Here is a 20,389-nt window from a genome sequence, read left to right on the forward strand (position 1 = left end):
GCTTAGTCCATCCGGTAGTTGGGGGCTTCTTTGGTGATCTGCACGTCGTGGACGTGCGATTCGCGGATGCCGGCGGCGGTGATCTGGACGAATTCGCTCTTGGTGCGCATGTCGTCGATGGTGGCGCAGCCGCAGTAGCCCATGGAAGCCCGCACGCCGCCGACCAGTTGGTAGATGATGGCGAGTACGGTGCCCTTGTAGGGAACGCGGCCTTCGATGCCTTCGGGCACGAATTTGTCGGAGTTGTTGGCCGGGTCCTGGAAGTAGCGGTCGGCCGAGCCGTCGGCCATGGCGCCCAGGCTGCCCATGCCGCGGTAGGATTTGTACGAGCGGCCCTGGTACAGGACGATTTCGCCCGGGGCTTCGTCGGTGCCGGCGAACATGCCGCCCATCATGACGGTGTAGGCGCCGGCCGACAGGGCCTTGGCGATGTCGCCGGAATAGCGCACGCCGCCGTCGGCGATCAGGGGAACGCCGGTGCCTTCCAGGGCTTCGGCCACGTTGGAAATCGCGGTGATCTGTGGCACGCCCACGCCGGCCACGATGCGGGTGGTGCAGATGGAGCCGGGGCCGATGCCGACCTTGACGCCGTCGGCGCCGGCTTCGACCAGCGCGCGGGCGGCGGCGCCGGTGGCGATGTTGCCGCCGATGACCTGCAGTTGCGGGTAGTGTTTCTTGATCCAGCGCACGCGGTCGAGCACGCCGGCGGTGTGGCCGTGGGCGGTGTCGACGATCAGGACGTCGACACCGGCGGCGACGAGTTTCTCGACGCGTTCGTCGGTGCCCTCGCCCACGCCGACGGCGGCGCCGACGCGCAGCTTGCCGTGCTCGTCCTTGCTGGCGTTGGGGTTCTCGGTGGTCTTGATGATGTCCTTGACGGTCATCAGGCCGCGCAGCTCGAAGTTGTCGTTGACGACCAGCACGCGCTCCAGGCGGTGCTTGTGCATCAGGGCCTGGGCCTCTTCCAGCGAGGCGCCTTCGCGCACGGTGATGAGGCGCTCGCGGGGCGTCATGACGGTGCGGATGGGCTCGTCGTAGCGGTCTTCGAAGCGCAGGTCACGGGTGGTGACGATGCCGACCACCTGGCGGCCCTCGACCACGGGCAGGCCGGAGATGCCGTGCTGGCGCTGCAGCTCGATGACTTCGCGCACTTTCATGTGGGGCGCGATGGTGATGGGGTCGAGCACGACCCCGGCCTCGTAGCGCTTGACCCGGGCGACTTCGCGCGCCTGTTCATCGGCGGTGAGGTTCTTGTGGATGATCCCGATCCCGCCTTCCTTGGCCATGGCGATGGCCAGGCGCGATTCCGTGACGGTGTCCATGGCGGCGGACACGAGGGGAATGTTCAGCGAGATTTCACGGGTCAGGCGGGTTCGAAGACTGGTATCGCGGGGCAACACCGCAGAATATGCGGGCACCAACAACACGTCATCGAAAGTAAGCGCATTTTGTACGAGACGCATCGAGCAACCCCTGGCCGCAATAAACCTACTATTGTAAATCAGAGCGAGGGGCGGTGCTGTTCAGCCTTGCTGTCAAGAGGGTTTATATGCGGGAAAACCCACGGTCCGCCTCGCCCGGTCCGTTCAGCGGACGCGTCCGCGCGCTTTCGCACCGGCCGATGCGGCCTTGTGGGCGGCCCGCCGGCGGCGGGACTCCTTGGGGTCGAAGACCAGCGGGCGGTAGATTTCGACCCGATCGTGGTCGTGCAGCACATGGTCCAACGGCCGGCGGCGGCCATGGACGCCGGTGCCGGCCTGCCCGGGGTCGACGCCGGGGTGGGCCTGGCGAAAACCACTGGCCTCGATGGCGTCGGCCAGGGTGGCGCCCCGCGGCAGGGCAAGCTCCCGGATCCAGGGTTCCGATGCATCAACGTAACAGACACTGATGGCCACGGTATCCGCGGCGCCGCCGCCCGGCCCCGCCGGGCTATCCATAGCAGGCTTCGGCCCGCTGGGTGAAGGCGTCGATGAAGCTGGTGGCGATGCGGTTGAACACGGGGCCGACCAGGGCTTCCAGCGCGCGGCTGGAGAACTGGTACTGCATGGTGAAGACCACTTTGCAGGCATCGTCGGCCAGCGGCTGGAACTCCCAGACGCCTTCAAGCATCGAAAACGGCCCGTCCACCAGGTCGAGCTGGATGCGGTTGGGATAGTGGTGGGTATTGCGGGTGGTGAAGCGCTGGCGCAGGCCGGCGAACTGGATCACGACCGAGGCGCGCATGCCGTTCTCGTCGCGCTCGAGCACCTCGGTTCCGCCGCACCAGGGCATGAATTTGGGGTAGTCCTCGACCTTGGCCACCAGGTCGAACATCTGGGCGGCGCTATAGGGGACCAACACCGAACGTTGCACTTTATGCATGCGTAGATGATCCGATTGGGCAAATTGCTAGAATGACCTATTTTAACGGCGTGACGAATGAGCATCATTGAGAACCGCAAGGCATTCCACGACTACTTCATCGACGAGCGTTTCGAGGCCGGCCTGGTGCTCGAAGGCTGGGAGGTGAAGGCGATTCGTGCCGGGCGCGTCCAGCTCAAGGAAAGCTACGTCATCGTCCGCGATGCCGAACTCTACCTGCTGGGCATGCACATCAGCCCCCTGGAAACGGCCTCCACCCACGTCCACCCGGACCCGACCCGCACGCGCAAGCTGCTGCTGAAGGCCGAAGAGATCCACAAGCTGATCGGCAAGGTGGAACAGCGCGGCTTCGCGCTGGTGCCGCTGAACCTGCATTTCAAGAAGTCGCTGATCAAGCTGGAATTCGGGCTGGCGCGCGGCAAGAAGCAGTTCGACAAGCGCGACACCGAGCGCGAACGCGACTGGCTGCGCGAGAAGGCGCAGATCATGAAGCACGACACGCGCAAGCGCGCCTCCTGATCCCATAGACATATCAGCTTTGGCGCCGCGGTGATGAACAGCCGCGCGGCGGCTTCCTATACTCGTGCCAGCTTCCCACCGCACGAGACCGGACTCCGATCCGGCCAGGAGACGCCCCATGCCGCGCCGCACCGCCCTCTTTCCCACGGCTAGCCCCCGCCGCCGCGCCGGCCGCGCGGGCCGGCCATGAGCAGCCTCGCGGGGGTCAAGGTCCTGGACCTGAGCCGCGTATTCTCGGGTCCCTGGGCCGCGCAGATGCTGGCCGATTTCGGGGCCGACGTGATCAAGGTGGAACGCCCGGGGCGCGGCGACGACGTGCGCCACCAGGGACTGCGGGCGCGCGGCGAAGACGGCCGCGAGGAGGGAGAAACCTCGTCGTTCATGTCCATGAACCGCGGCAAGCGCTCGGTGGCCATCGACCTGTCCAGGCCGGCCGGCCAGGCGCTGGCGCGCGGGTTGGCCATGCATTCGGACATCCTGATCGAAAACTTCAAGGCCGGCGACCTGGCCCGCTACGGGCTGGATTACGCGTCCCTGGCCGCGCTGAACCCCCGGCTGGTGTATTGCTCGATCAGCGGGTTCGGGCAGACCGGCCCCTACCGCCACCTGCCGGGCTACGACCCGTTGTTCCAGTCCATGAGCGGGCTGATGAGCATCACCGGCCATGCCGACGGCGAACCCGGCGGCGGCCCGCTGCGCGTGGGCTATTCAGTGGGGGACATCACCGCCGGCTTCTATGCGGTCAGCGCCATCCTGGCCGCGCTGCGCCACCGCGATGCCGTGTCGGGGCAAGGGCAGCACATCGACCTGGCCCTGTTGGACGCCCAGGTGGCATCGATCTCGCACGTGGCCATGATGTACCTGGTATCGGGGCAACAACCGGCGCGCCTGGGCAACGTTTCGCCCATCACCTGCCCCTGGCAGTCCTTCGACTGCGCCGACGGCCAGATCGTGGTCGCGGTGGGCAACGACACGCAGTTCGCGGCCATGTGCGACGTGCTGGAGCTGCCCGGGTTGCCGGGCGATCCGCGCTACGCCACCAACCCCATGCGGGCGCGGCACCGGCTGGAGCTGGTGCCGCTGCTGGAACGGGCCATCGCCCGGCATCCCGTGGCGCGGTTGCGCGCGGCCTTCGATGCCGCCGGCGTGCCCTGCGGGCCCATCAACGATTTCGAGCAGGTGTTCGACGATCCGCAGATACGCCACCGGGAAATGCTGCTGAGCATGCCGGCCGGCGCCGGGCGCACGATTCCGCAAGTGGCCAATCCGGTCCGCTTTTCCGGCACGCCGGTGGAATACCGGCGTGCCCCGCCCGCCCTGGGCGAGCATACGGACGAGGTACTGCGCGAGGTGCTGGGCCTGGATGCGGCCGAACTGGAGGACCTGCGCCGCGACCGCATCATCCAGGCCACGCCCGCCCCATGACCGCGCCCCTGCACGGCATCCGCGTGCTGGACCTGAGCCGGGTGTTCTCGGGCCCGTTCGCGACCCAGATGCTGGCCGACCTGGGCGCCGACGTGATCAAGGTCGAGCGGCCGGGCCTGGGCGACGAAGTCCGCCAGCAGGGCTCGCCGCTGCGGGACGCCGCAGGAAGGCCCCTGGCCTGGACATCGTCCTTCCTGGCGATGAACCGCGGCAAGCGGTCCATCACCATCGACCTGGCCGCGCCCGAGGGGCAGGCCATGGTGCGCGAGCTGGCCCGGCAAAGCGATGTCTTCATCGAGAACTTCAAGACCGGCGACCTGGCGCGGCATGGGCTGGACTACGCCTCGCTGCGCGCGCTCAACCCGCGCCTGATCTACTGCTCCATCACCGGTTTCGGCCAGGACGGGCCGCGCAGCCGCCAGCCGGGCTACGACCTGGTGTTCCAGGCCATGAGCGGCATCATGGGCATGACGGGCGAGGCCGACGGCCCGCCGCAGCGCGTGGGCTATTCAGTGTCGGACATCACCGCGGCCTACCACGCCGTGATCGGCATCCTGTCGGCGCTGCACGCGCGCCAGTCGGGCCTGTGCGAAGGCCAGCACATCGACATCGCGCTGCTGGACTGCCAACTGGCCGCCGCCTCGCACGTCGCGATGGGCTATCTGCTGTCGGGCGTCCAGCCGGCGCGCATCGGCACGCGCTCGCATTTCATGGTGCCCTACCAGGCCTTCGACTGCGCGGACCAGCCGCTGGTGGTGATGTGCGGCAACGACGAGCAGTTCCGCCGGCTGGCCGCCGCGCTGGACCTGCCGGGGCTGGCCGACGACCCGCGCTACGCCGCCAACCTCCAGCGCATGCGGCACCAGGACACGCTGGTGCCCATGCTGGAAGACGCGCTGCGCGCCCACCCGCGCGCCCATTGGCTGGAAGCGCTGGACCGGGCCGGCGTCCCCTGCGCGCCCATCCAGGACTTCCGGCAGGCCTTCGACGATCCGCAGGTCCGGCACCGCGGAATGGTCACGCACCTGCCCTTCGCGCCCACGGGCACCCTGCCCCTGGTGGCCAACCCCTTGCGCCTGTCGGAAACCCCGGTCGAATACCGGCGCCCGCCGCCGGCGCTGGGCGAGCACACCGAGGAGATCTGCGCACAGCTCTTGCAGGTGCCGGTGGAGCGGCTGCGGGCGCTGCGCGAACAAGGCATTCTTTGACGGGGCATACCCCAGGGAATCTTATGATCGACACCCTCCGGGAATTTCGCGACAGCGCCGCCGGCTACCTGGGCGCGGCCGACCAACGGCAGCGCATGCGCGCCCTGGACGACAGCGCGGGCGGCCACGATCGTGAGGAATGGCGGCGTCTCGCGGAGCTGGGCTGGATGGCGGTGCTGGTGGCCGAGGCCGACGGCGGCTTGGGCCTGGGGCTGCCCGAACTCTGCGCGATCGCCCAGGAAGCGGGCCGCCACCTGCTGCCCGAGCCGCTGGCCGCGGCAGGCGCGCATCCGATGGCGCTGCTGGCCGGCCTGCCCGCCACGCCGCTGCGCGCATCCCTGCTGGAAGCTGGCATGGCGGGCACCTTGCTGGCGGGCGTGGCCTGGCAAGAGCACGCGGGCCAGTTGGACCCGGACGCCCCGCCCGGCGCGCGCGCCACGTGGGAAGCCGGTGGACTGCGGCTGGCCGGCCGCAAGCGCTGCGCCCAGCCCGGCGCCGACGTCGACGGCTGGCTGGTGACGGCCACCCTGGAAAACGAAACCGCCCTGCTGTGGCTGCCCGGCGAGCGGCTGGTCCGCGCCCCCGCCACCCGGCGCCAGGTGGACGGCAGCACGCAGGCCGACCTGGACCTGGACGGCACCGCGCTGGATGCGGGCCACGTGCTGGCAACCGGCCCGGCGGCCATCGAGGCCGTGGCGCGCGCCAACGACGCGGCGCGGCTGGTCCAGGGCGCCGAGCTGGCGGGCCTCGCCCGGCGGGCGCTGGAACTGACGCGCGACTATCTGGCGACGCGAGAACAGTTCGGCCGCCCCATCGGCAGCTTCCAGGCCTTGCAGCACCGCATGGTCGACGGACTGGTCCAGGTGGAACTGGCCGAGGCCTGCCTGCGCGAAGTGCTGGCGCAAACCGGGCCCGGCATATCCGCCGCCCGCCTCGCTCTGCTTGCCAGCCGTGCCAAGGCCCGCTGCGCCCACGCGGCCCTGGAAACGACGCGCATGGCGATCCAGTTGCACGGCGCCATCGGGACCACCTACGAATACGATATCGGCCTGTACTTCCGCCGCGCGATGGCGCTGTCCGCGCACCTGGGAAATGCCGAGGCGCACCGGGCGCGCTACGCGGCGCTGGCCGACCCGCAAGCGGATGATCGCGAGGCCGGTCCGCCGCCCACGCCCACCACCGGTTTCCCCGCCGACGCGGATTGGGCTGCCATGCCCGAAGCCGAGTTCCGCCGCCTGGTCCGCGCGCTGTTCGACGCCCACTACCCGCAGGACCGGCGCCACATGCCTTACCGCCAGACCTGGGCCGAGACCCGCGATTGGTACCTGACGCTGGCCCGTCTGGGCTGGCTCGCGCCAGCCTGGCCGCGCGAGCATGGCGGCATGGGCCTGCCGCCCGACAAACTGATCGCCTACATCGAGGAAAGCGAGGCCTACGGCGTCGCGCGGCCGCCCGACCAGGGCCTGAACATGGTCGGGCCCATCCTCATGCGCTTCGGCACCGAAGAACAGCGGGCCCGCTTCCTGCCCGCCATCCTGAAAGGCGAGCACGTCTGGATCCAGGGCTATTCAGAGCCCAACGCCGGTTCGGACCTGGCCGCCGTGCGCACGCAAGCCGTGCCGGACGGCGATCATTTCATCGTCGATGGCCAGAAGACCTGGACCACCTGGGGCTCGGACGGCACGCACATGTTCATGCTCGTGCGCACCGACAAGACGGCGAAGAAGCAAGCCGGCATCAGCTTCCTCCTGGTGGACCTGAAGACACCCGGCATCACCGTGCGCCCCATCCGCAACATCGCCGACGAGCGGGAATTCTGCGAGGTCTTCTTCGACCGCGTCCGGGTCCCGCGCGAGAATCTGGTGGGCCGCCTGAACGACGGCTGGACCGTGGCCAAGGCGCTGCTGGGCTTCGAGCGCCTGTTCACCGGCAGCCCCAAGCATTCCCAGCACACGCTGCGGCAGGTCGAGAAGCTGGCGCGCCAGCGCGGCCTGTTGGACGACCCCGCCTTCGCCGCGCGCTACACCGCCCTGCGGCTCGACACGCTGGACCTGGGCGCGGCATACGGCGGCTTCGCCGAACTGGCCAAGCGCGGGGCGGCCATCCCGCCCACCGTGTCGGTCCTGAAGATCTGGTCCACCGAGACCTACGAACGGCTGGCCCTGCTGCTGATCGAGGCCGCCGGCGAGTACGGCGCGGCGCGCGACCACGTCCGCTCGGACGAGATCGACCTGCATGTGGTGGCGCCGCTGTTCAATGCGCTGGGCGCGAAGATCTTCGCCGGCAGCAACGAGATCCAGCGCAACATCCTGGCCAAGGCCGTGCTGGAGCTGCCCTCGGGTTGAGGGCGGCGGGAATCAGCCCTGACCGGCCCGGGTACCCTTGACCACGGTCAGCGCCGAGGCGATCAGGCCGCTGATATCGCTGACGTTGGCGGGCACGATCAGCGTGTTGTTGGTCTTGGCCAGGTTGCCGAAGGCATCGACGTAGCGCTCGGCCACCTTGAGGTTGACCGCCTCCATGCCGCCCGGGTGCTTGATGGCTTCGGCCACCTGGATGATGGCCTTGGCGGTGGCGTCGGCCACGGTCACGACGGCGTTGGCCTCGCCCTGGGCCTGGTTGATCTGGGCCTGCTTCTCGCCCTCGGAACGCGCGATGGCGGCCTCGCGCTCGCCGGTGGCGATGTTGATCTGCTCCTGGCGGCGGCCTTCGGACGCCGCGATCAGCGCCCGCTTCTCGCGCTCGGCGGTGATCTGGGCCTGCATGGCGCGCAGGATCTCGGCCGGCGGCGTCAGGTCCTTGATCTCGTAGCGCAGCACCTTCACGCCCCAGTTCAGGGCAGCCTCGTCCAGCGCGCTGACGATGCTGCTGTTGATCTGCTCGCGCTCTTCGAAGGTCTTGTCCAGCTCCAGCTTGCCGATGACCGAACGCAGCGTGGTCTGGGCCAGCTGGGTGATGGCGACGATGTAGTTGGACGAGCCGTACGAGGCGCGCATCGCGTCGGTGACCTGGAAGTACAGGATGCCGTCCACCTGCAATTGCGTGTTGTCGCGCGTGATGCAGACCTGGCTGGGCACGTCCAGCGGGATTTCCTTGAGCGAGTGCTTGTAGGCCACGCGCTCGATGAACGGGATCACGAAGCCGGCGCCGGGCGCCAGCACGCGGTCGAACTTGCCCAGGCGTTCAACCACCCACGCATGCTGCTGCGGAACGATGGCGATGGCCTTGACGACGATGAGGATGGCCAGGAAAACGATGACCAGCAGGACGATGGTGGATGCGCTCATGGTGCTTCCTTGTGGGTATTGCCAGATACGGGAAGGCCGTCCGCGACGGCCTTAGCGAGTGGGCGAAAGAACGAGGCTGTTGCCGCGCATCTCGGTGATCACGAACTGCCCGGCGACCGGCTCGGCCCCGGGCGCCAGCTCGGCCTGCCAGTGCGCCCCACGATACCAGACCCGTGCGGTGCGGTCTTCGTTCCAGGCCTCGACCTTGACGGTCTGGCCGATGTCCATGTTGACGTTGGCGTTGGAAGACGGCGGCGAACCACGCTTCTTCAGGACGTTCAGGCGCTTGAGCAGCAGCGTGCACAGCACCACCGCCGCCGCGCACGACACCAGTTGCCAGGCGATGTCCACGCCCAGCCAGGCCGCGATGCCGGCCACGGCGAAACCGACGGCGACCATGAGCAGATAGAAGGTGCCGGTCATCACTTCGCCGATCAGGGCCAGGGCCATCAGACCGAACCATACCCAGGCGGGATTCATAGTTGCCTCCTTCGAGCGAGAGCGGACGCGGCCCGCCGGCACGGCCGTGCGGCGCGAAACGCGCCGCAGTGACGTATCTGCCGCTATTATGCCTGCGCGGGGGAATTGCCGCCCGGCACGCCCCCGGCAACCGGAGGAACCACTATGCGCGCACTACCCGTCCCCACGCCCGCCCACCCTCCATCCGCCAGCCGGCGGCAGTTCCTGGGCTATGGCGGTGCCGGCGTGCTGGCCGCGGTCCTGCCGGGCTGTGGCGGGGGCGACGGTCCGACGCCCGCCGCCTACGCGCAGACGATCGAATGGGGCCGCCAGGAAATCGCGCGCGCCCTGGCGGGCGATCCCGGCAACGCAGCCGCGGTCTCGATCGCCCTGCTCAAGAACGACACCGTGGTCTGGCAGCAGGCCTTCGGCCGCGCCTCGGTCCAGGACAACGTGACGGCCACCGTCCTGACGCGCTTCAACATCGGTTCGGTCAGCAAGGTGCTGGCGGCGCTGGCCGCCATGATCCTGCGGGACCGCGGGCTGCTGGACCTGGACGCGCCCGTGGCGCGCTACCTGCCCGGCTTCACCATGCTGTCGCCCGAGTACGCGCAGATCACGACCCGGCACCTGCTTTCGCATTCCTCCGGCCTGCCCGGCACCAGCATGCGCGACGCCTTCGCCTTCGAGCCCATACCGGGCTACGCGGCCCATGCCGAAGCAGCCCTGGCCGACCAGCATCTGAAGCACCTGCCCGGCGAACTGGCGGTCTATTGCAACGATGGCTTCACGATGATCGAACGTCTGGTGGCGGCCCTCGCCAGGCAGGACTACGCCAGCTTCGTCCAGGCCAACGTGCTGACGCCCCTGGACATGGCCGACTCCAGCTTCCTGACGAAGAAACCCACGGGCGGCTCGTTCGCGCTGCCTTATTCGAACGGCAGGCAGTACCCCCAGGAGTTCGTCAATCCGCTGGCCACCGGCGGCCTGACCGCCACGCCCGGCGACATGATGAAGCTCGCGCGCATGCTGCTCGAACGCGGGGTCTACCAGTCGCGGCGCATCGTGTCGGCCGACGGCATCGCGCAGATGGGTACCGACCAGACCACGGGCCTGGCCATCAATCCTTCGCCGGAATGGATGTGGGGGCTGGGCTGGGACAGCGTGCGGCACCCCGGCCTGGCCGCGGCCGGCATCCGGGCCTGGCAGAAGAACGGCGGCACCACCTTTTTCTCGAGTGACTTCTACGTGCTGCCGGACCAGCGGCTGGCCCTGATGGTGACCGGCAATACCGGCAATGCCCAGCTCGCCGACACCTATCGCGCCGGCGCGCTGGCCGAAGGCGTGCTGCTGCGCGCCCTGGTCGAGGACGGCACGATACGCGCCCTGCCGCCGCGGGTCGCCCGGGCCGCGCCGCCCGTGGCAACATCGCCCGGCCTGGCCGACGCCGTTGGCATCTACGCCAACTACAACCAGCCCACGCGGGTCACCGCCAACCAGGACGGCAGTTTCTCGCTGTCCTCCTGGAACGGCACCGCCTGGCAGCCGATGAACGGCGGCGCCACGTACCGCTACCGCGGCGACGGCTGGTGGTGGGGCAACGACGGCCCCATCAGCTACCGCTTCGAGGTCGTGTCCGGCACCGACGCGAACGGCCAGCCCACCCGCTATCGCTACCTGATGCTGCGCGGCCCCCTGTTCGGTGCCGGCTACACCGAGACAACGCTGCCCGTGGGCCAGCAAGTGCTTCCGCTGCCCCCCCTGGGCGCCGCCTGGCAGGCGCGGCTGGGCAAGACCTGGACCGTCACCAACGAGGCCGCCACGACCATGCCGTCCACCTTGAGCGGCACGCCCTACGCCACGCTGGGCGGCCTGCCCGAACTGCCGGGCTACATCCTGGTCCGCAACAGCAGCTACGACGACGGCACGCCCGAATACCAGCTCCTGGCCCCGCTGTCCGCCGACCGCGCCGGCATGGCCGTCAAGATCCCCGCCAACGCCGGCCGCGACCTGTACGAGCTGCATTTCGCCACGGCCGGCGGCAAAGAGACGCTGACCATAGGCAGTTGGACCTACGAGGCATCCGTGGGCTGAGGGCGGGCGGCACCGGCAAATATTTACCCGGGTAATATTGACGAGTTATTTTTACCCGGGTAAAATTTGCATGAATTCACCTTTGGCCGAACAGGAAGTCCTTGAACATGGCGCCGCCCACCCAACCCATTCGCTATCTGGAGCCCACGCAGCAATCCGGCCGCGCATTCGTCATGAGGAAAATGCAAGGCAACGTTGTCATGTTGAACCTGCTGCGCTTTCGCGAGATCGCCGACTACACCGCGAATCCGGAACTGGCGCCGAAAGCGCCCATCAGCGGCGCGCAAGCCTTCGATCGCTATATCCATCACACCCTCCCGTTCCTGCGCGCAAGCGGTGGGGACCTTCTGTTCCTTGGGACCGGCGGCCCGCTCTTGATCGGCCCGGAGAACGAACGCTGGGACCTCGCCATGATGGTCAGGCAAGGCAGCGTCGAGTCATTCCTGGATTTCGCGAACAACGCGGCGTATCTGGCAGGCATGGGCCATAGAACGGCTGCCATCGAAGACGCCCGGCTTCTGCCATTGACGCAGATCGGGCAGACGAGCTGAATAAAAAAACGGGACCGCGCCGCGGTCCCGCTTTTCATGGCGCCACGAAGAACGCCAAGGGCTTACTCAGCCAACTTCTTCCAGGTGTCGACCACGGTGTCCGGATTCAGCGAGATCGACTTGATGCCCTGGTCCTTCAGCCATACCGCGAAATCCGGGTGGTCGGACGGGCCCTGGCCGCAGATGCCCACGTACTTGTCCGCCTTCAGGCACGCCTCGATGGCACGCGACAGCAGCGCCTGCACGGCGGGGTCCCGTTCGTCGAAGTCGGCGGCCAGCAGTTCCAGGCCGGAATCGCGGTCCAGGCCCAGCGTGAGCTGGGTCAGGTCGTTCGAACCGATCGAGAAGCCATCGAAGAACTCCAGGAACTGCTCGGCCAGCACGGCGTTGGACGGCACTTCGCACATCATGATCAGGCGCAGGCCGTTCTCGCCGCGCTTGAGCTGGTTGTCGGCCAGGAGCCCCACCACGCGCTCGGCCTGCTTGAGCGTGCGCACGAAGGGAATCATGATCTCGACATTGGTCAGGCCCATCTCCTGGCGCACGCGGCGCAGCGCCTCGCACTCCATGCGGAAGCACTCGGCGAACTCGTCGGCGATATAGCGCGACGCGCCGCGGAAGCCCAGCATGGGATTCTCTTCCTCGGGCTCGTAGCGCGAGCCGCCGATCAGCTTGCGGTATTCGTTCGACTTGAAGTCGGACATGCGCACGATGACGGGCTTGGGATAGAACGCCGCCGCGATCGTGGCGATGCCTTCGGCCAGCTTGTCGACGAAGAATGCGCGCGGGCTGGCGTAGCCCCGGGCCACCGACTCCACCGCCTTTTTCAGGTCGCCGTCGACATTCGGATAGTCGAGGATGGCCTTGGGGTGGATGCCGATGTTGTTGTTGATGATGAATTCCAGGCGGGCCAGGCCCACGCCGCCGTTCGGGATCTGCGCGAAGTCGTAGGCCAGTTGCGGGTTGCCCACGTTCATCATGATCTTGACGTCGATGGCGGGCATCTCGCCGCGGCGGACTTCCTCGACCTCGGTTTCCAGCAGGCCGTCGTAGATCCGGCCTTCGTCGCCTTCGGCGCAGGACACGGTGACCATGGCGCCGTCGCCCAGGAGACTGGTGGCATCGCCGCTGCCCACGACCGCCGGGATGCCCAGTTCACGCGCGATGATGGCCGCGTGGCAGGTGCGGCCACCGCGGTTGGTGACGATGGCCGAGGCGCGCTTCATGACGGGCTCCCAGTTGGGATCGGTCATGTCGGTGACCAGCACGTCGCCGGGCTGGACCTTGTCCATGTCGGCGATGTCGGCCACCAGGCGCACGGGGCCCGAGCCGATCTTCTGGCCGATGGCGCGGCCCGTGACCAGCACGTTGCCGGTGGCCTTCAGGCGATAGCGCTGCTGCACATCGTTGCCGGCCTGCTGCGACTTCACGGTTTCCGGACGGGCCTGCAGGATGTAGATCTTGCCGTCGTTGCCGTCGCGGCCCCACTCGATGTCCATGGGACGGGCGTAGTGCTTCTCGATGATGACGGCATAGCGCGCCAGCTCGATCACGTCCTCGTCGGACAGCGAGAAGCGGTTGCGCAGCTCGGGCGCGACATCGACGGTGCGCACGGCGCGGCCTTCGGTGCGGGCAGGATCGAATTCCATCTTGATCAGCTTGGAGCCGATGCGGCGGCTGACGATGGGATAGTGGCCGGCTTCCAGCGTGGGCTTGAAGACGTAGAACTCGTCGGGGTTGACCGCGCCCTGCACCACCGTTTCGCCCAGGCCATAGGACGAGGTGATGAATACGACGTCGGGGAAGCCCGATTCGGTATCGATGGTGAACATGACGCCGGCCGCGCCGGTGTCGGAACGGACCATGCGCTGGATGCCGGCGGACAGGGCCACGTCGGCATGGGCAAAGCCCTTGTGCACGCGATACGAGATGGCGCGATCGTTGTACAGCGACGCGAACACATGGCGGATCTTGTCCAGCACGTCGTCGATGCCGACCACGTTCAGGAAGGTTTCCTGCTGGCCGGCGAACGAGGCGTCGGGCAGGTCTTCGGCGGTGGCGGACGAACGGACGGCGAACGAACCCTTGCCGTCGGCGTCGAGCTTGGCGAACGCGTCATGGATGTCCTTCTCGAACTTGGCCGAGAACGGAGCGTCGACGATCCATTGCCGGATTTCCGCGCCGGTTTCGGCGAGCGCGCGCACGTCTTCCGGATTCAGGGAAGACAGGCGCTCGTTGATCCGGGTATCCAGGCCCGAATCCTTCAGGAAATCGCGGAAAGCCTCTGCCGTCGTGGCAAAGCCCCCGGGCACGCGGACACCTGCGCCGGTGAGCTGGCTGATCATCTCTCCAAGTGAGGCGTTCTTTCCTCCTACCGAGTCAACATCCGTCATCCGGAGCTGCTCGAACGGCACAACATAAGACATGAAAGTCCCCTATTACAATGGCAAGAAAGCTTGTTTGGCGAGCACACGCGCCGGGCGATTCCGCGCCGTGATGCGTGGTGCGCTGGCCAAACCCGCCTCCACCGCGGCCCAGGGCTCCAAGGCCTTGGGCGTGCGCCATGCGTAATCGAGGGGTAATCCCTCGATTGTACGCCGGCCGCCGGCCTTTCTGCACCTCGTCCGTTCGTTTGCCTTTCCCACCCCCGGAAACCCCGTTTTTGCGAGATATCCATGCCCCAACCCGCCCCCGCCGCGAATTCGTACCTGCGCACCGTATTCGTGGTCTCCGACGGCACCGGCATCACCGCCGAGACCTTCGCCCACTCGGTCCTGGCCCAGTTCGAGAACGCCCGCTTCCGCCACATCAGGCTTCCTTTCATTGATTCGGTGGACAAGGCCGCCGACGTGGCGGCCCGGATCGACACCGCCTTCACGACGGACGGACAGCGCCCCATCGTCTTCAGCACCCTGGTCAATTCCGAAATCAACACCCGGGTCCGCCAGGCCAACGGCCTCTTCCTGGACCTGTTCTCGACGTTCGTGGAGCCCATCGAACAGGAGCTGAACATCAAGTCCAGCCATTCGATCGGCCGCTCGCACAACATGGCCAACACCAAGCAATACCAGAGCCGGATCGAGGCCATCAACTTCAGCCTGGCGCACGACGACGGGCAGTTCATCAAGGGACTGGAACAGGCCGACGTGATCCTGGTAGGGGTGTCGCGCTGCGGCAAGACGCCCACCAGCCTGTATCTGGCGATGCAATACGGGATCAAGGCCGCCAATGTGCCGCTGATTCCGGACGACTTCGAGCGCGACGCCCTGCCCTCGGCCATCCTGCCCCACCGCAACAAGCTGTTCGGACTGACCATCCAGCCCGACCGCCTGGCCGAGGTGCGCCACGAGCGCCGCCCCGACAGCCGCTACGCATCGCTGGAACAGTGCCGCTACGAAGTGGCCCAGGCCGAGAAGCTGATGCGCCGCGAAAGCATCCGCTGGCTGTCGACCACGACCAAATCGATAGAAGAGATCTCGACCACGGTGCTGCAGAAAATCGGGCTGGAAGGCCGGTTCTATTAAGACGAGGACCGCGCGGCGGGGCCGGACGGCGGGCGCGCCAGCGCCTCGCTCTCGGCCGCATGGGGCTGGGCCGCGACCTCCAGGCATTCCCGCAGCACATTCAACAATTCACGCCGCCTGGGCTCCCGGGGCATGACCATGCCCAGTTCGCGGTAGAAGATATCCTCGCCCAGCGAAACCGCCCGCACACCGGGCGGCAGGCAGTTCCTGCGCGTGATCGGCACCAGCGAGACGCCCAGCCCGGCCGCCACCATCGCCACCATGGCATCCACGTCCTCGATATCCAGCATCGCCTCGGCATGCAGCTCGTGCCGGCGCAGGAAGTGCTCCACCCCCCGGCCGCCGAACGAGGCACGGTCGTAGCGGATAAAGGGATGGGTGGCCAGCAGCTGGCGCCAATCGTCGCTCGGGATGTGCTGCGGCACCGCCAGCACGAATGGCTCGCGCACCAGGGGCTGCCATAGCAGTTCCCGGGGCAGCATGAAGGGCGGCGCGATCATCAGCGCGGCGTCCAGCTCCCCGCTGTCGACCTGGCCGATCAGGAACAGCGACGAACCATGCACCAGCCGCACCGACACCAGGGGATGCCGGTCCCGCAGGATGCCGAGCGCCGCCGGCAGCATACCCACCTGGGCGGTCTGGATCGCCCCCATCCTGACCGTGCCACGCAACTCCCGGCTCGTCACCCTGACCGCCAGTTCATCGAACAGGCCGACGATCTGGCGGGCCATCTCCACGGCCTCTTCGCCCGCCTCGTTCAAGATTGCCGAACGCCCGGTCCGGGTGAACAGCGGCGCGCCCAGCGCCTCCTCCAGCCGCTGCATCTGGGCACTGACCGCGGACTGCGTCAGGCCGATGCGGGCCCCTGCGGCGGCGAACGTGCCCCAGCGCACGACCGCGAGAAACGTCTTCAGTTCGCGCAGCACTCTTACGCCCCATTGATAGAAAAAATTTGACCTCAGAAGAAAAATAAAGCGTTTTCCTCTAAGAATTTTTGTTTATACCATGAACGCCATGGATGCCTGTCCGGGCATCTCTTGCCCACCGACCGATGTGCCAGACACTGATGCCCTGCAGTGGGATCAACTTCACCTAAAAACAAATAAAACAAATCAAAACTCAATAACTCACATTAATTTCAATCAACTTCATGGCACAGCACTTGCTTGGTATCACAGGAGACGGCACGCAATCCCGCGTTCGCCACCCTTCTCTCTTGAATGGAAAAGCAGGTATGAAGACCCCCTCCTCCCTCCTAGCGGCGGCCGCCCGGCGCGGCATGGGCCGCGCCTTGGCCACGCTGGCCCTGGCAGTTGCGCTCCCGGCCCATGCCTATCCGGACCGGCCTATCACCATCGTGGTGCCGTTTTCGGCCGGCGCCGGCACCGATCTGACCGCCCGCCTCCTGGCACGCACCATGGAGAAGCATGCGGGCCGCAGCGTCGTGGTGGTGAACCGCGCCGGCGCCGGTGGCGAGATCGGCATGGCCTCGGTGGCCAATGCCGCGCCCGATGGCTACACGCTGTCCATCCTGAATACACCCAATGTATTGACCATCCCCATCGAACGCCGGGCGCAATTCAGCCTGTCAAGCTTCGACGTGGTCGCCAACATCGTCGACGATCCCGGCACCCTGAGCGTGCGCGGAAACAGCCCCCTGCGCGGCGTCCAGGACCTGGTGGAAGCGGCCCGCAAGGCACCGGGGACACTGACCTACGGCACCGCCGGCGTGGGCTCGGCCGGCCATATTTCCATGCTGCTGCTGGAACAGGCCGCCGGCATACAGCTGCGGCACGTCCCCTTCAAGGGCACGGCGGACGTGGCCACGGCGCTGCTGGGCGGCCACATCGACATCGCCACCGCCAACCTGGGCGAGGCCCTCGGTTTCTCCAAGGGCAAGCAGTGGCGCATCCTGGGCCAGATGGCCCCCAGCCGCTCCCCCATGGCGGCGGACCTGCCCACCTTCGCCGAAGCCGGCTATCCCATCGAAAGCGGTTCGCTGCGCGGACTGGGCGCGCCGCGCGGCACGCCGCCCGAAACGCTCAAGGCGCTGTCCGATCTGGTGGACAAGGCCATCAACGATCCTGAATTCCGCCAGGCGGCCAAGGGAGCCGAGCAGAACGTCCGCTACCTGCCCCGTGACGACTATTCGTCCCTGCTGACGGGCATGCAGGGCCGGTTCGAGAAACTGTGGGCGGCCTCGCCCTGGAATCAATGATGCCGACCCCTTCACTCCCTCCGCACCGGACTGCCTCCATGAAAACCGCCATCCGCTTCCTCGCCTCCGCCTTCGCGCTGGCCGGCGCCTGCGCCGCGCACGCCGGCTACCCCGACCGCCCCATCACCATGATCGTGCCGTTCAGCGCCGGCGCCGGCACCGACCTGACCGCGCGCACCGTCGCCCAGTGCATGGAAGGCCAGATCAAGGGCGCCACCATCGTCGTCACCAACCGCCCCGGCGCGAGCGGCGACATCGGCCTGGCCGCGCTGGCCACGGCGGCCCCCGACGGCTACACCCTGGGCATCGTCAATACGCCCGGCGTGGTCAGCATCCCCATCGAGCGCCAGACCCGCTACACCGTCGCGAGCTTCGACTTCCTGGGCGCGGTGGCCGACGCCCCGGGCACGATCAGCGTGCACGCCGACAGCGGCATCCACACCATCCAGGACCTGGTGCGCGCGGCCAAGGCCAAGCCGGGCAGCCTCACCGTGGGCACGCAGGGCGTGGGTTCGGCCGGCCACATCGCGCTGCTGCTGCTGGAGCAGTCGGCCGGCATCGAGCTGACCCCGGTACCCTTCCAGGGCGCGGCGCCCGCCCGCACCGCGCTGCTGGGCAAGGTGATCGACACCACCATGGCCAACGTGGACGAAGCCGTGAGTTTCCGCAACGGCTCGCCCTGGCGCATCCTGGGCGTGATGAGCGACACCCGCTCGTCCGTGGCCGCCGAGCTGCCCACCTTCAAGGAAGCCGGCTACGACATCGTCGCGGGCTCCATGCGCGGCTTCGCCGGCCCCAAGGGCATGCCCCGCGAGGTGGTCAAGACACTGTCCGACGCCATCCGGACCTGCGCCGCCGACCCGGTATTCCTGGATCGCGCGCAGAAATCCTTCCTGCCGGTGCGCTACCTGCCTCCGCAAGAGTACCTGGACAGCCTGCGGCGGCTGGACGTCTCGCTGCGCGAGCTGTGGAAGGCCAAGCCCTGGAACCAATGATGCATCCACCACGCGCGATGGCCGGGCGACATTTCCCCCGGCCGCGATTTCCGGGACCGGCGCGGCCGCGCGTCCGCCTTGCCATCCGGCCCCGGGCAAGCCATCCCAACGGCGGACCTTCCGCCATCCTGAACGAGACGAACGCTTCATGAGAACCGACCACAGCACCTACGCGGACATCCGCGCCTACCTGAAGAATCACGACACCCTGCTGGTCCCGGTGGGCGCCACCGAGCAGTACGGCTCGCACCTGGCCACGGGCGCGGAGCTGCGGCTGTGCGAGATGATCGCCACCGAGGTCGGCGCGCTGACGGGCTTTGCCGTGACCCCCATCATCCCGGTCAACTACTCCGCCATGTTCCTGGACTATCCCGGCACGCTGTCGGTATCGATGGCCACTCTCGAGCGCTACCTGGATGAGATGTGCGACGGGCTGGCCGGCCAGGGTTTCCGCCACTTCATGTTCGTCAACATCCACGCCGGCTCGCTCGGGCCCATCGAAAGCGTGTGCCGCAACCTCCGCCGGCGCCATGGCGCGGTGGGCGGCACCATCGACGTCTTCTCGGTGATGCGCGACGTGGGCGGCGTGGAGTTCAAGACCAGGAAATCGCCCTCGGGCCACGCCTCGGAAATGGTGACCTCCGTGGCGCTGGCCAAGTGCCCCGAGCTGGTCTTCATGGACCGCGCCCAGGCCACCGAATCGCTGCGCCCCTTCGTGGACGGCGTCAAGACGGTGTCCAGCGGCAAGGTCAGCCTGGGCAAGTCCAGTTTCTCGGTCTTCAGCGACATCAGCGACTACGCCCCCATCGGCACCCAGGGCGACCCGACCGGCGCCACCGCCGAGCAGGGGCACCAGGTCTGGAACGCCGCGGTGGACTACCTGGCCGAGGCAGCCAGGAAGTTCAGCCAGATGTCGTTCCAGGCCTAGGAGCGGCCATGCGCACCAATCCGCTGAAAGCGCTCTGGCAGGCCGGCAAACCGGCCTTCGGCACCTGGGCCACGCTGGTCCACCATCCGCGCTTCATGAAACTGCTGGCCGTGACGGGCCTGGACTTCGTGCTGATCGAGATGGAGCACAGCGACTTCACCATCGCCGAGGTCGGCACGCTGTGCCTGGTGGCTCGCGAAGCCGGCATCGTGCCCATCGTGCGGCCGGCCGGCATGCAGCCGCACGACTACACGCGGCCGCTGGACGCCGGCGCCATGGGCCTCTTGCTGCCCAACGTGGAGACGGCTGAACAGCTCGAATCCATCCTGCGCGCCACCAAGTACCACCCGCGCGGCGAACGCATCCTGAACATGCGCGGCCCGCACACCGACTACGTCCGGCTTACCCGGCCGCTGGAGCAGATCCAGGCCATGAACGAGCACACCCTGACGGTGGCCATGATGGAGTCGCAGCGCGGCCTGGACAACCTGGACGCCATCTGCCGCGTGCCGGGGCTGGACGCCGTGATGATCGGCCCCGACGACCTGTCGCAGGCGCTGGGCGTGCCCGGCGACATGAAGCACGCGCGCATGGTCGAGGCCACCGAGCACGTCATCGCCACCTGCCAGCGCCACGACGTGCCCTGGGGCTTCAGTTGCCAGGACCCCGCCAGCGCCGCCGAATGGATAGGCCGCGGCATCCGGTGGATGCCCTATGCCAACGACGCCGCGGCGCTGTTCAACACCTTCAGCTCGGCCGCGCAGGAACTCAAGCGCGCGGCGGGCCGCTGATCCCCCATCCCTTCATACACCAGGAGTCT

The 20,389-nt window shown here is 67.7% G+C and carries 18 protein-coding genes; 11 read left to right on the forward strand and 7 right to left on the reverse strand.

Annotated features, from left to right (window positions below):
- Positions 1–2: 2 nt before the first annotated feature.
- The 3 genes from guaB to AC1Q6E_RS04780 all read right to left on the reverse strand — a co-directional run bounded on the left by guaB (position 3) and on the right by AC1Q6E_RS04780 (position 2,361).
- On the reverse strand, positions 3–1,463 hold the full coding sequence (gene guaB / locus AC1Q6E_RS04770; protein ID WP_152796976.1) for an IMP dehydrogenase: 1,461 nt from the start codon (positions 1,461–1,463) through the stop codon (positions 3–5).
- A 123-nt stretch (positions 1,464–1,586) separates the two neighbouring features.
- A complete protein-coding gene (locus AC1Q6E_RS04775; protein WP_152796978.1) occupies positions 1,587–1,937 on the reverse strand; it encodes an RnfH family protein in 351 nt (116 codons plus the stop codon).
- Positions 1,930–2,361 (reverse strand): type II toxin-antitoxin system RatA family toxin, encoded by a 432-nt coding sequence (locus tag AC1Q6E_RS04780; protein WP_152796980.1) that lies wholly within the window; start codon positions 2,359–2,361, stop codon positions 1,930–1,932. Before AC1Q6E_RS04780 ends, AC1Q6E_RS04775 begins: the two co-directional genes overlap by 8 nt.
- A gap of 57 nt (positions 2,362–2,418) precedes the next feature.
- On the opposite strand from AC1Q6E_RS04780, the gene smpB reads away from it, so the two are divergent.
- The 4 genes from smpB to AC1Q6E_RS04800 all read left to right on the forward strand — a co-directional run bounded on the left by smpB (position 2,419) and on the right by AC1Q6E_RS04800 (position 7,858).
- Positions 2,419–2,880, forward strand: coding sequence for an SsrA-binding protein SmpB (smpB, locus tag AC1Q6E_RS04785; protein WP_152796982.1), 462 nt, complete (start codon positions 2,419–2,421; stop codon positions 2,878–2,880).
- A gap of 186 nt (positions 2,881–3,066) precedes the next feature.
- Positions 3,067–4,305, forward strand: coding sequence for a CaiB/BaiF CoA transferase family protein (locus tag AC1Q6E_RS04790; RefSeq protein ID WP_492572312.1), 1,239 nt, complete (start codon positions 3,067–3,069; stop codon positions 4,303–4,305).
- Positions 4,302–5,513: a CaiB/BaiF CoA transferase family protein gene (locus AC1Q6E_RS04795; RefSeq protein ID WP_492572313.1), complete on the forward strand. Its 1,212-nt coding sequence runs from the start codon at positions 4,302–4,304 to the stop codon at positions 5,511–5,513. The genes AC1Q6E_RS04790 and AC1Q6E_RS04795 overlap by 4 nt, the downstream gene beginning before the upstream one ends.
- A gap of 23 nt (positions 5,514–5,536) precedes the next feature.
- Positions 5,537–7,858: an acyl-CoA dehydrogenase family protein gene (locus tag AC1Q6E_RS04800; RefSeq protein WP_492572314.1), complete on the forward strand. Its 2,322-nt coding sequence runs from the start codon at positions 5,537–5,539 to the stop codon at positions 7,856–7,858.
- A 12-nt stretch (positions 7,859–7,870) separates the two neighbouring features.
- Here AC1Q6E_RS04800 and AC1Q6E_RS04805 read toward each other — a convergent pair whose 3' ends face one another.
- Entirely contained in the window at positions 7,871–8,800 is a 930-nt protein-coding gene (locus tag AC1Q6E_RS04805; protein WP_152796989.1) for an SPFH domain-containing protein, read from the reverse strand.
- A 51-nt stretch (positions 8,801–8,851) separates the two neighbouring features.
- A complete protein-coding gene (locus AC1Q6E_RS04810) occupies positions 8,852–9,280 on the reverse strand; it encodes an NfeD family protein (RefSeq protein ID WP_152796992.1) in 429 nt (142 codons plus the stop codon).
- A gap of 144 nt (positions 9,281–9,424) precedes the next feature.
- On the opposite strand from AC1Q6E_RS04810, the gene AC1Q6E_RS04815 reads away from it, so the two are divergent.
- Positions 9,425–11,353 carry a serine hydrolase domain-containing protein gene (locus AC1Q6E_RS04815; protein ID WP_492572315.1) on the forward strand — a complete coding sequence of 643 codons (1,929 nt, stop codon included), beginning with the start codon at positions 9,425–9,427 and terminating at the stop codon, positions 11,351–11,353.
- A gap of 107 nt (positions 11,354–11,460) precedes the next feature.
- Complete coding sequence (locus tag AC1Q6E_RS04820; protein WP_152796864.1) at positions 11,461–11,904, forward strand: DUF1330 domain-containing protein; 444 nt, start codon at positions 11,461–11,463, stop codon at positions 11,902–11,904.
- A gap of 62 nt (positions 11,905–11,966) precedes the next feature.
- Here the strand turns inward: AC1Q6E_RS04820 and ppsA are convergent, their stop codons facing one another.
- Positions 11,967–14,330: a phosphoenolpyruvate synthase gene (gene ppsA, locus AC1Q6E_RS04825; protein WP_152796866.1), complete on the reverse strand. Its 2,364-nt coding sequence runs from the start codon at positions 14,328–14,330 to the stop codon at positions 11,967–11,969.
- 249 nt (positions 14,331–14,579) lie between these two features.
- Here ppsA and ppsR point away from each other — a divergent pair, with 249 nt between their 5' ends.
- Positions 14,580–15,428 carry a posphoenolpyruvate synthetase regulatory kinase/phosphorylase PpsR gene (gene ppsR, locus AC1Q6E_RS04830; RefSeq protein ID WP_152800023.1) on the forward strand — a complete coding sequence of 283 codons (849 nt, stop codon included), beginning with the start codon at positions 14,580–14,582 and terminating at the stop codon, positions 15,426–15,428.
- On the opposite strand, the gene AC1Q6E_RS04835 is transcribed toward ppsR, so the two are convergent.
- Positions 15,425–16,354, reverse strand: a complete 930-nt coding sequence (locus tag AC1Q6E_RS04835) for a LysR substrate-binding domain-containing protein (RefSeq protein ID WP_492572316.1) — start codon at positions 16,352–16,354, stop codon at positions 15,425–15,427. The genes ppsR and AC1Q6E_RS04835 overlap by 4 nt on opposite strands.
- A 308-nt stretch (positions 16,355–16,662) precedes the next feature.
- Between AC1Q6E_RS04835 and AC1Q6E_RS04840 the strand changes: the two genes are divergently transcribed.
- The 4 genes from AC1Q6E_RS04840 to AC1Q6E_RS04855 all read left to right on the forward strand — a co-directional run bounded on the left by AC1Q6E_RS04840 (position 16,663) and on the right by AC1Q6E_RS04855 (position 20,360).
- Positions 16,663–17,646, forward strand: a complete 984-nt coding sequence (locus tag AC1Q6E_RS04840; RefSeq protein WP_296561005.1) for a tripartite tricarboxylate transporter substrate binding protein — start codon at positions 16,663–16,665, stop codon at positions 17,644–17,646.
- A gap of 38 nt (positions 17,647–17,684) precedes the next feature.
- Positions 17,685–18,641: a tripartite tricarboxylate transporter substrate binding protein gene (locus AC1Q6E_RS04845; protein WP_296561008.1), complete on the forward strand. Its 957-nt coding sequence runs from the start codon at positions 17,685–17,687 to the stop codon at positions 18,639–18,641.
- A gap of 148 nt (positions 18,642–18,789) precedes the next feature.
- Entirely contained in the window at positions 18,790–19,569 is a 780-nt protein-coding gene (locus tag AC1Q6E_RS04850; RefSeq protein ID WP_152800017.1) for a creatininase family protein, read from the forward strand.
- Between the two features lie 8 nt (positions 19,570–19,577).
- Positions 19,578–20,360, forward strand: a complete 783-nt coding sequence (locus AC1Q6E_RS04855; RefSeq protein WP_130358378.1) for an HpcH/HpaI aldolase family protein — start codon at positions 19,578–19,580, stop codon at positions 20,358–20,360.
- The last annotated feature ends 29 nt before the right edge of the window (positions 20,361–20,389 follow it).

This window comes from Pigmentiphaga sp. MLSB6-MA01 (genome assembly GCF_058793475.1).

Excerpts from the sequence above, each read along its gene's own strand:
- guaB (WP_152796976.1), bottom strand. The coding sequence starts at position 1,463 with ATGCGTCTCGTACAAAATGCGCTTACTTTCGATGACGTGTTGTTGGTG.
- AC1Q6E_RS04775 (WP_152796978.1), bottom strand. The coding sequence starts at position 1,937 with ATGGATAGCCCGGCGGGGCCGGGCGGCGGCGCCGCGGATACCGTGGCC.
- AC1Q6E_RS04780 (WP_152796980.1), bottom strand. The coding sequence starts at position 2,361 with ATGCATAAAGTGCAACGTTCGGTGTTGGTCCCCTATAGCGCCGCCCAG.
- smpB (WP_152796982.1), top strand. The coding sequence starts at position 2,419 with ATGAGCATCATTGAGAACCGCAAGGCATTCCACGACTACTTCATCGAC.
- AC1Q6E_RS04790 (WP_492572312.1), top strand. The coding sequence starts at position 3,067 with ATGAGCAGCCTCGCGGGGGTCAAGGTCCTGGACCTGAGCCGCGTATTC.
- AC1Q6E_RS04795 (WP_492572313.1), top strand. The coding sequence starts at position 4,302 with ATGACCGCGCCCCTGCACGGCATCCGCGTGCTGGACCTGAGCCGGGTG.
- AC1Q6E_RS04800 (WP_492572314.1), top strand. The coding sequence starts at position 5,537 with ATGATCGACACCCTCCGGGAATTTCGCGACAGCGCCGCCGGCTACCTG.
- AC1Q6E_RS04805 (WP_152796989.1), bottom strand. The coding sequence starts at position 8,800 with ATGAGCGCATCCACCATCGTCCTGCTGGTCATCGTTTTCCTGGCCATC.
- AC1Q6E_RS04810 (WP_152796992.1), bottom strand. The coding sequence starts at position 9,280 with ATGAATCCCGCCTGGGTATGGTTCGGTCTGATGGCCCTGGCCCTGATC.
- AC1Q6E_RS04815 (WP_492572315.1), top strand. The coding sequence starts at position 9,425 with ATGCGCGCACTACCCGTCCCCACGCCCGCCCACCCTCCATCCGCCAGC.
- AC1Q6E_RS04820 (WP_152796864.1), top strand. The coding sequence starts at position 11,461 with ATGGCGCCGCCCACCCAACCCATTCGCTATCTGGAGCCCACGCAGCAA.
- ppsA (WP_152796866.1), bottom strand. The coding sequence starts at position 14,330 with ATGTCTTATGTTGTGCCGTTCGAGCAGCTCCGGATGACGGATGTTGAC.
- ppsR (WP_152800023.1), top strand. The coding sequence starts at position 14,580 with ATGCCCCAACCCGCCCCCGCCGCGAATTCGTACCTGCGCACCGTATTC.
- AC1Q6E_RS04840 (WP_296561005.1), top strand. The coding sequence starts at position 16,663 with ATGAAGACCCCCTCCTCCCTCCTAGCGGCGGCCGCCCGGCGCGGCATG.
- AC1Q6E_RS04845 (WP_296561008.1), top strand. The coding sequence starts at position 17,685 with ATGAAAACCGCCATCCGCTTCCTCGCCTCCGCCTTCGCGCTGGCCGGC.
- AC1Q6E_RS04850 (WP_152800017.1), top strand. The coding sequence starts at position 18,790 with ATGAGAACCGACCACAGCACCTACGCGGACATCCGCGCCTACCTGAAG.
- AC1Q6E_RS04855 (WP_130358378.1), top strand. The coding sequence starts at position 19,578 with ATGCGCACCAATCCGCTGAAAGCGCTCTGGCAGGCCGGCAAACCGGCC.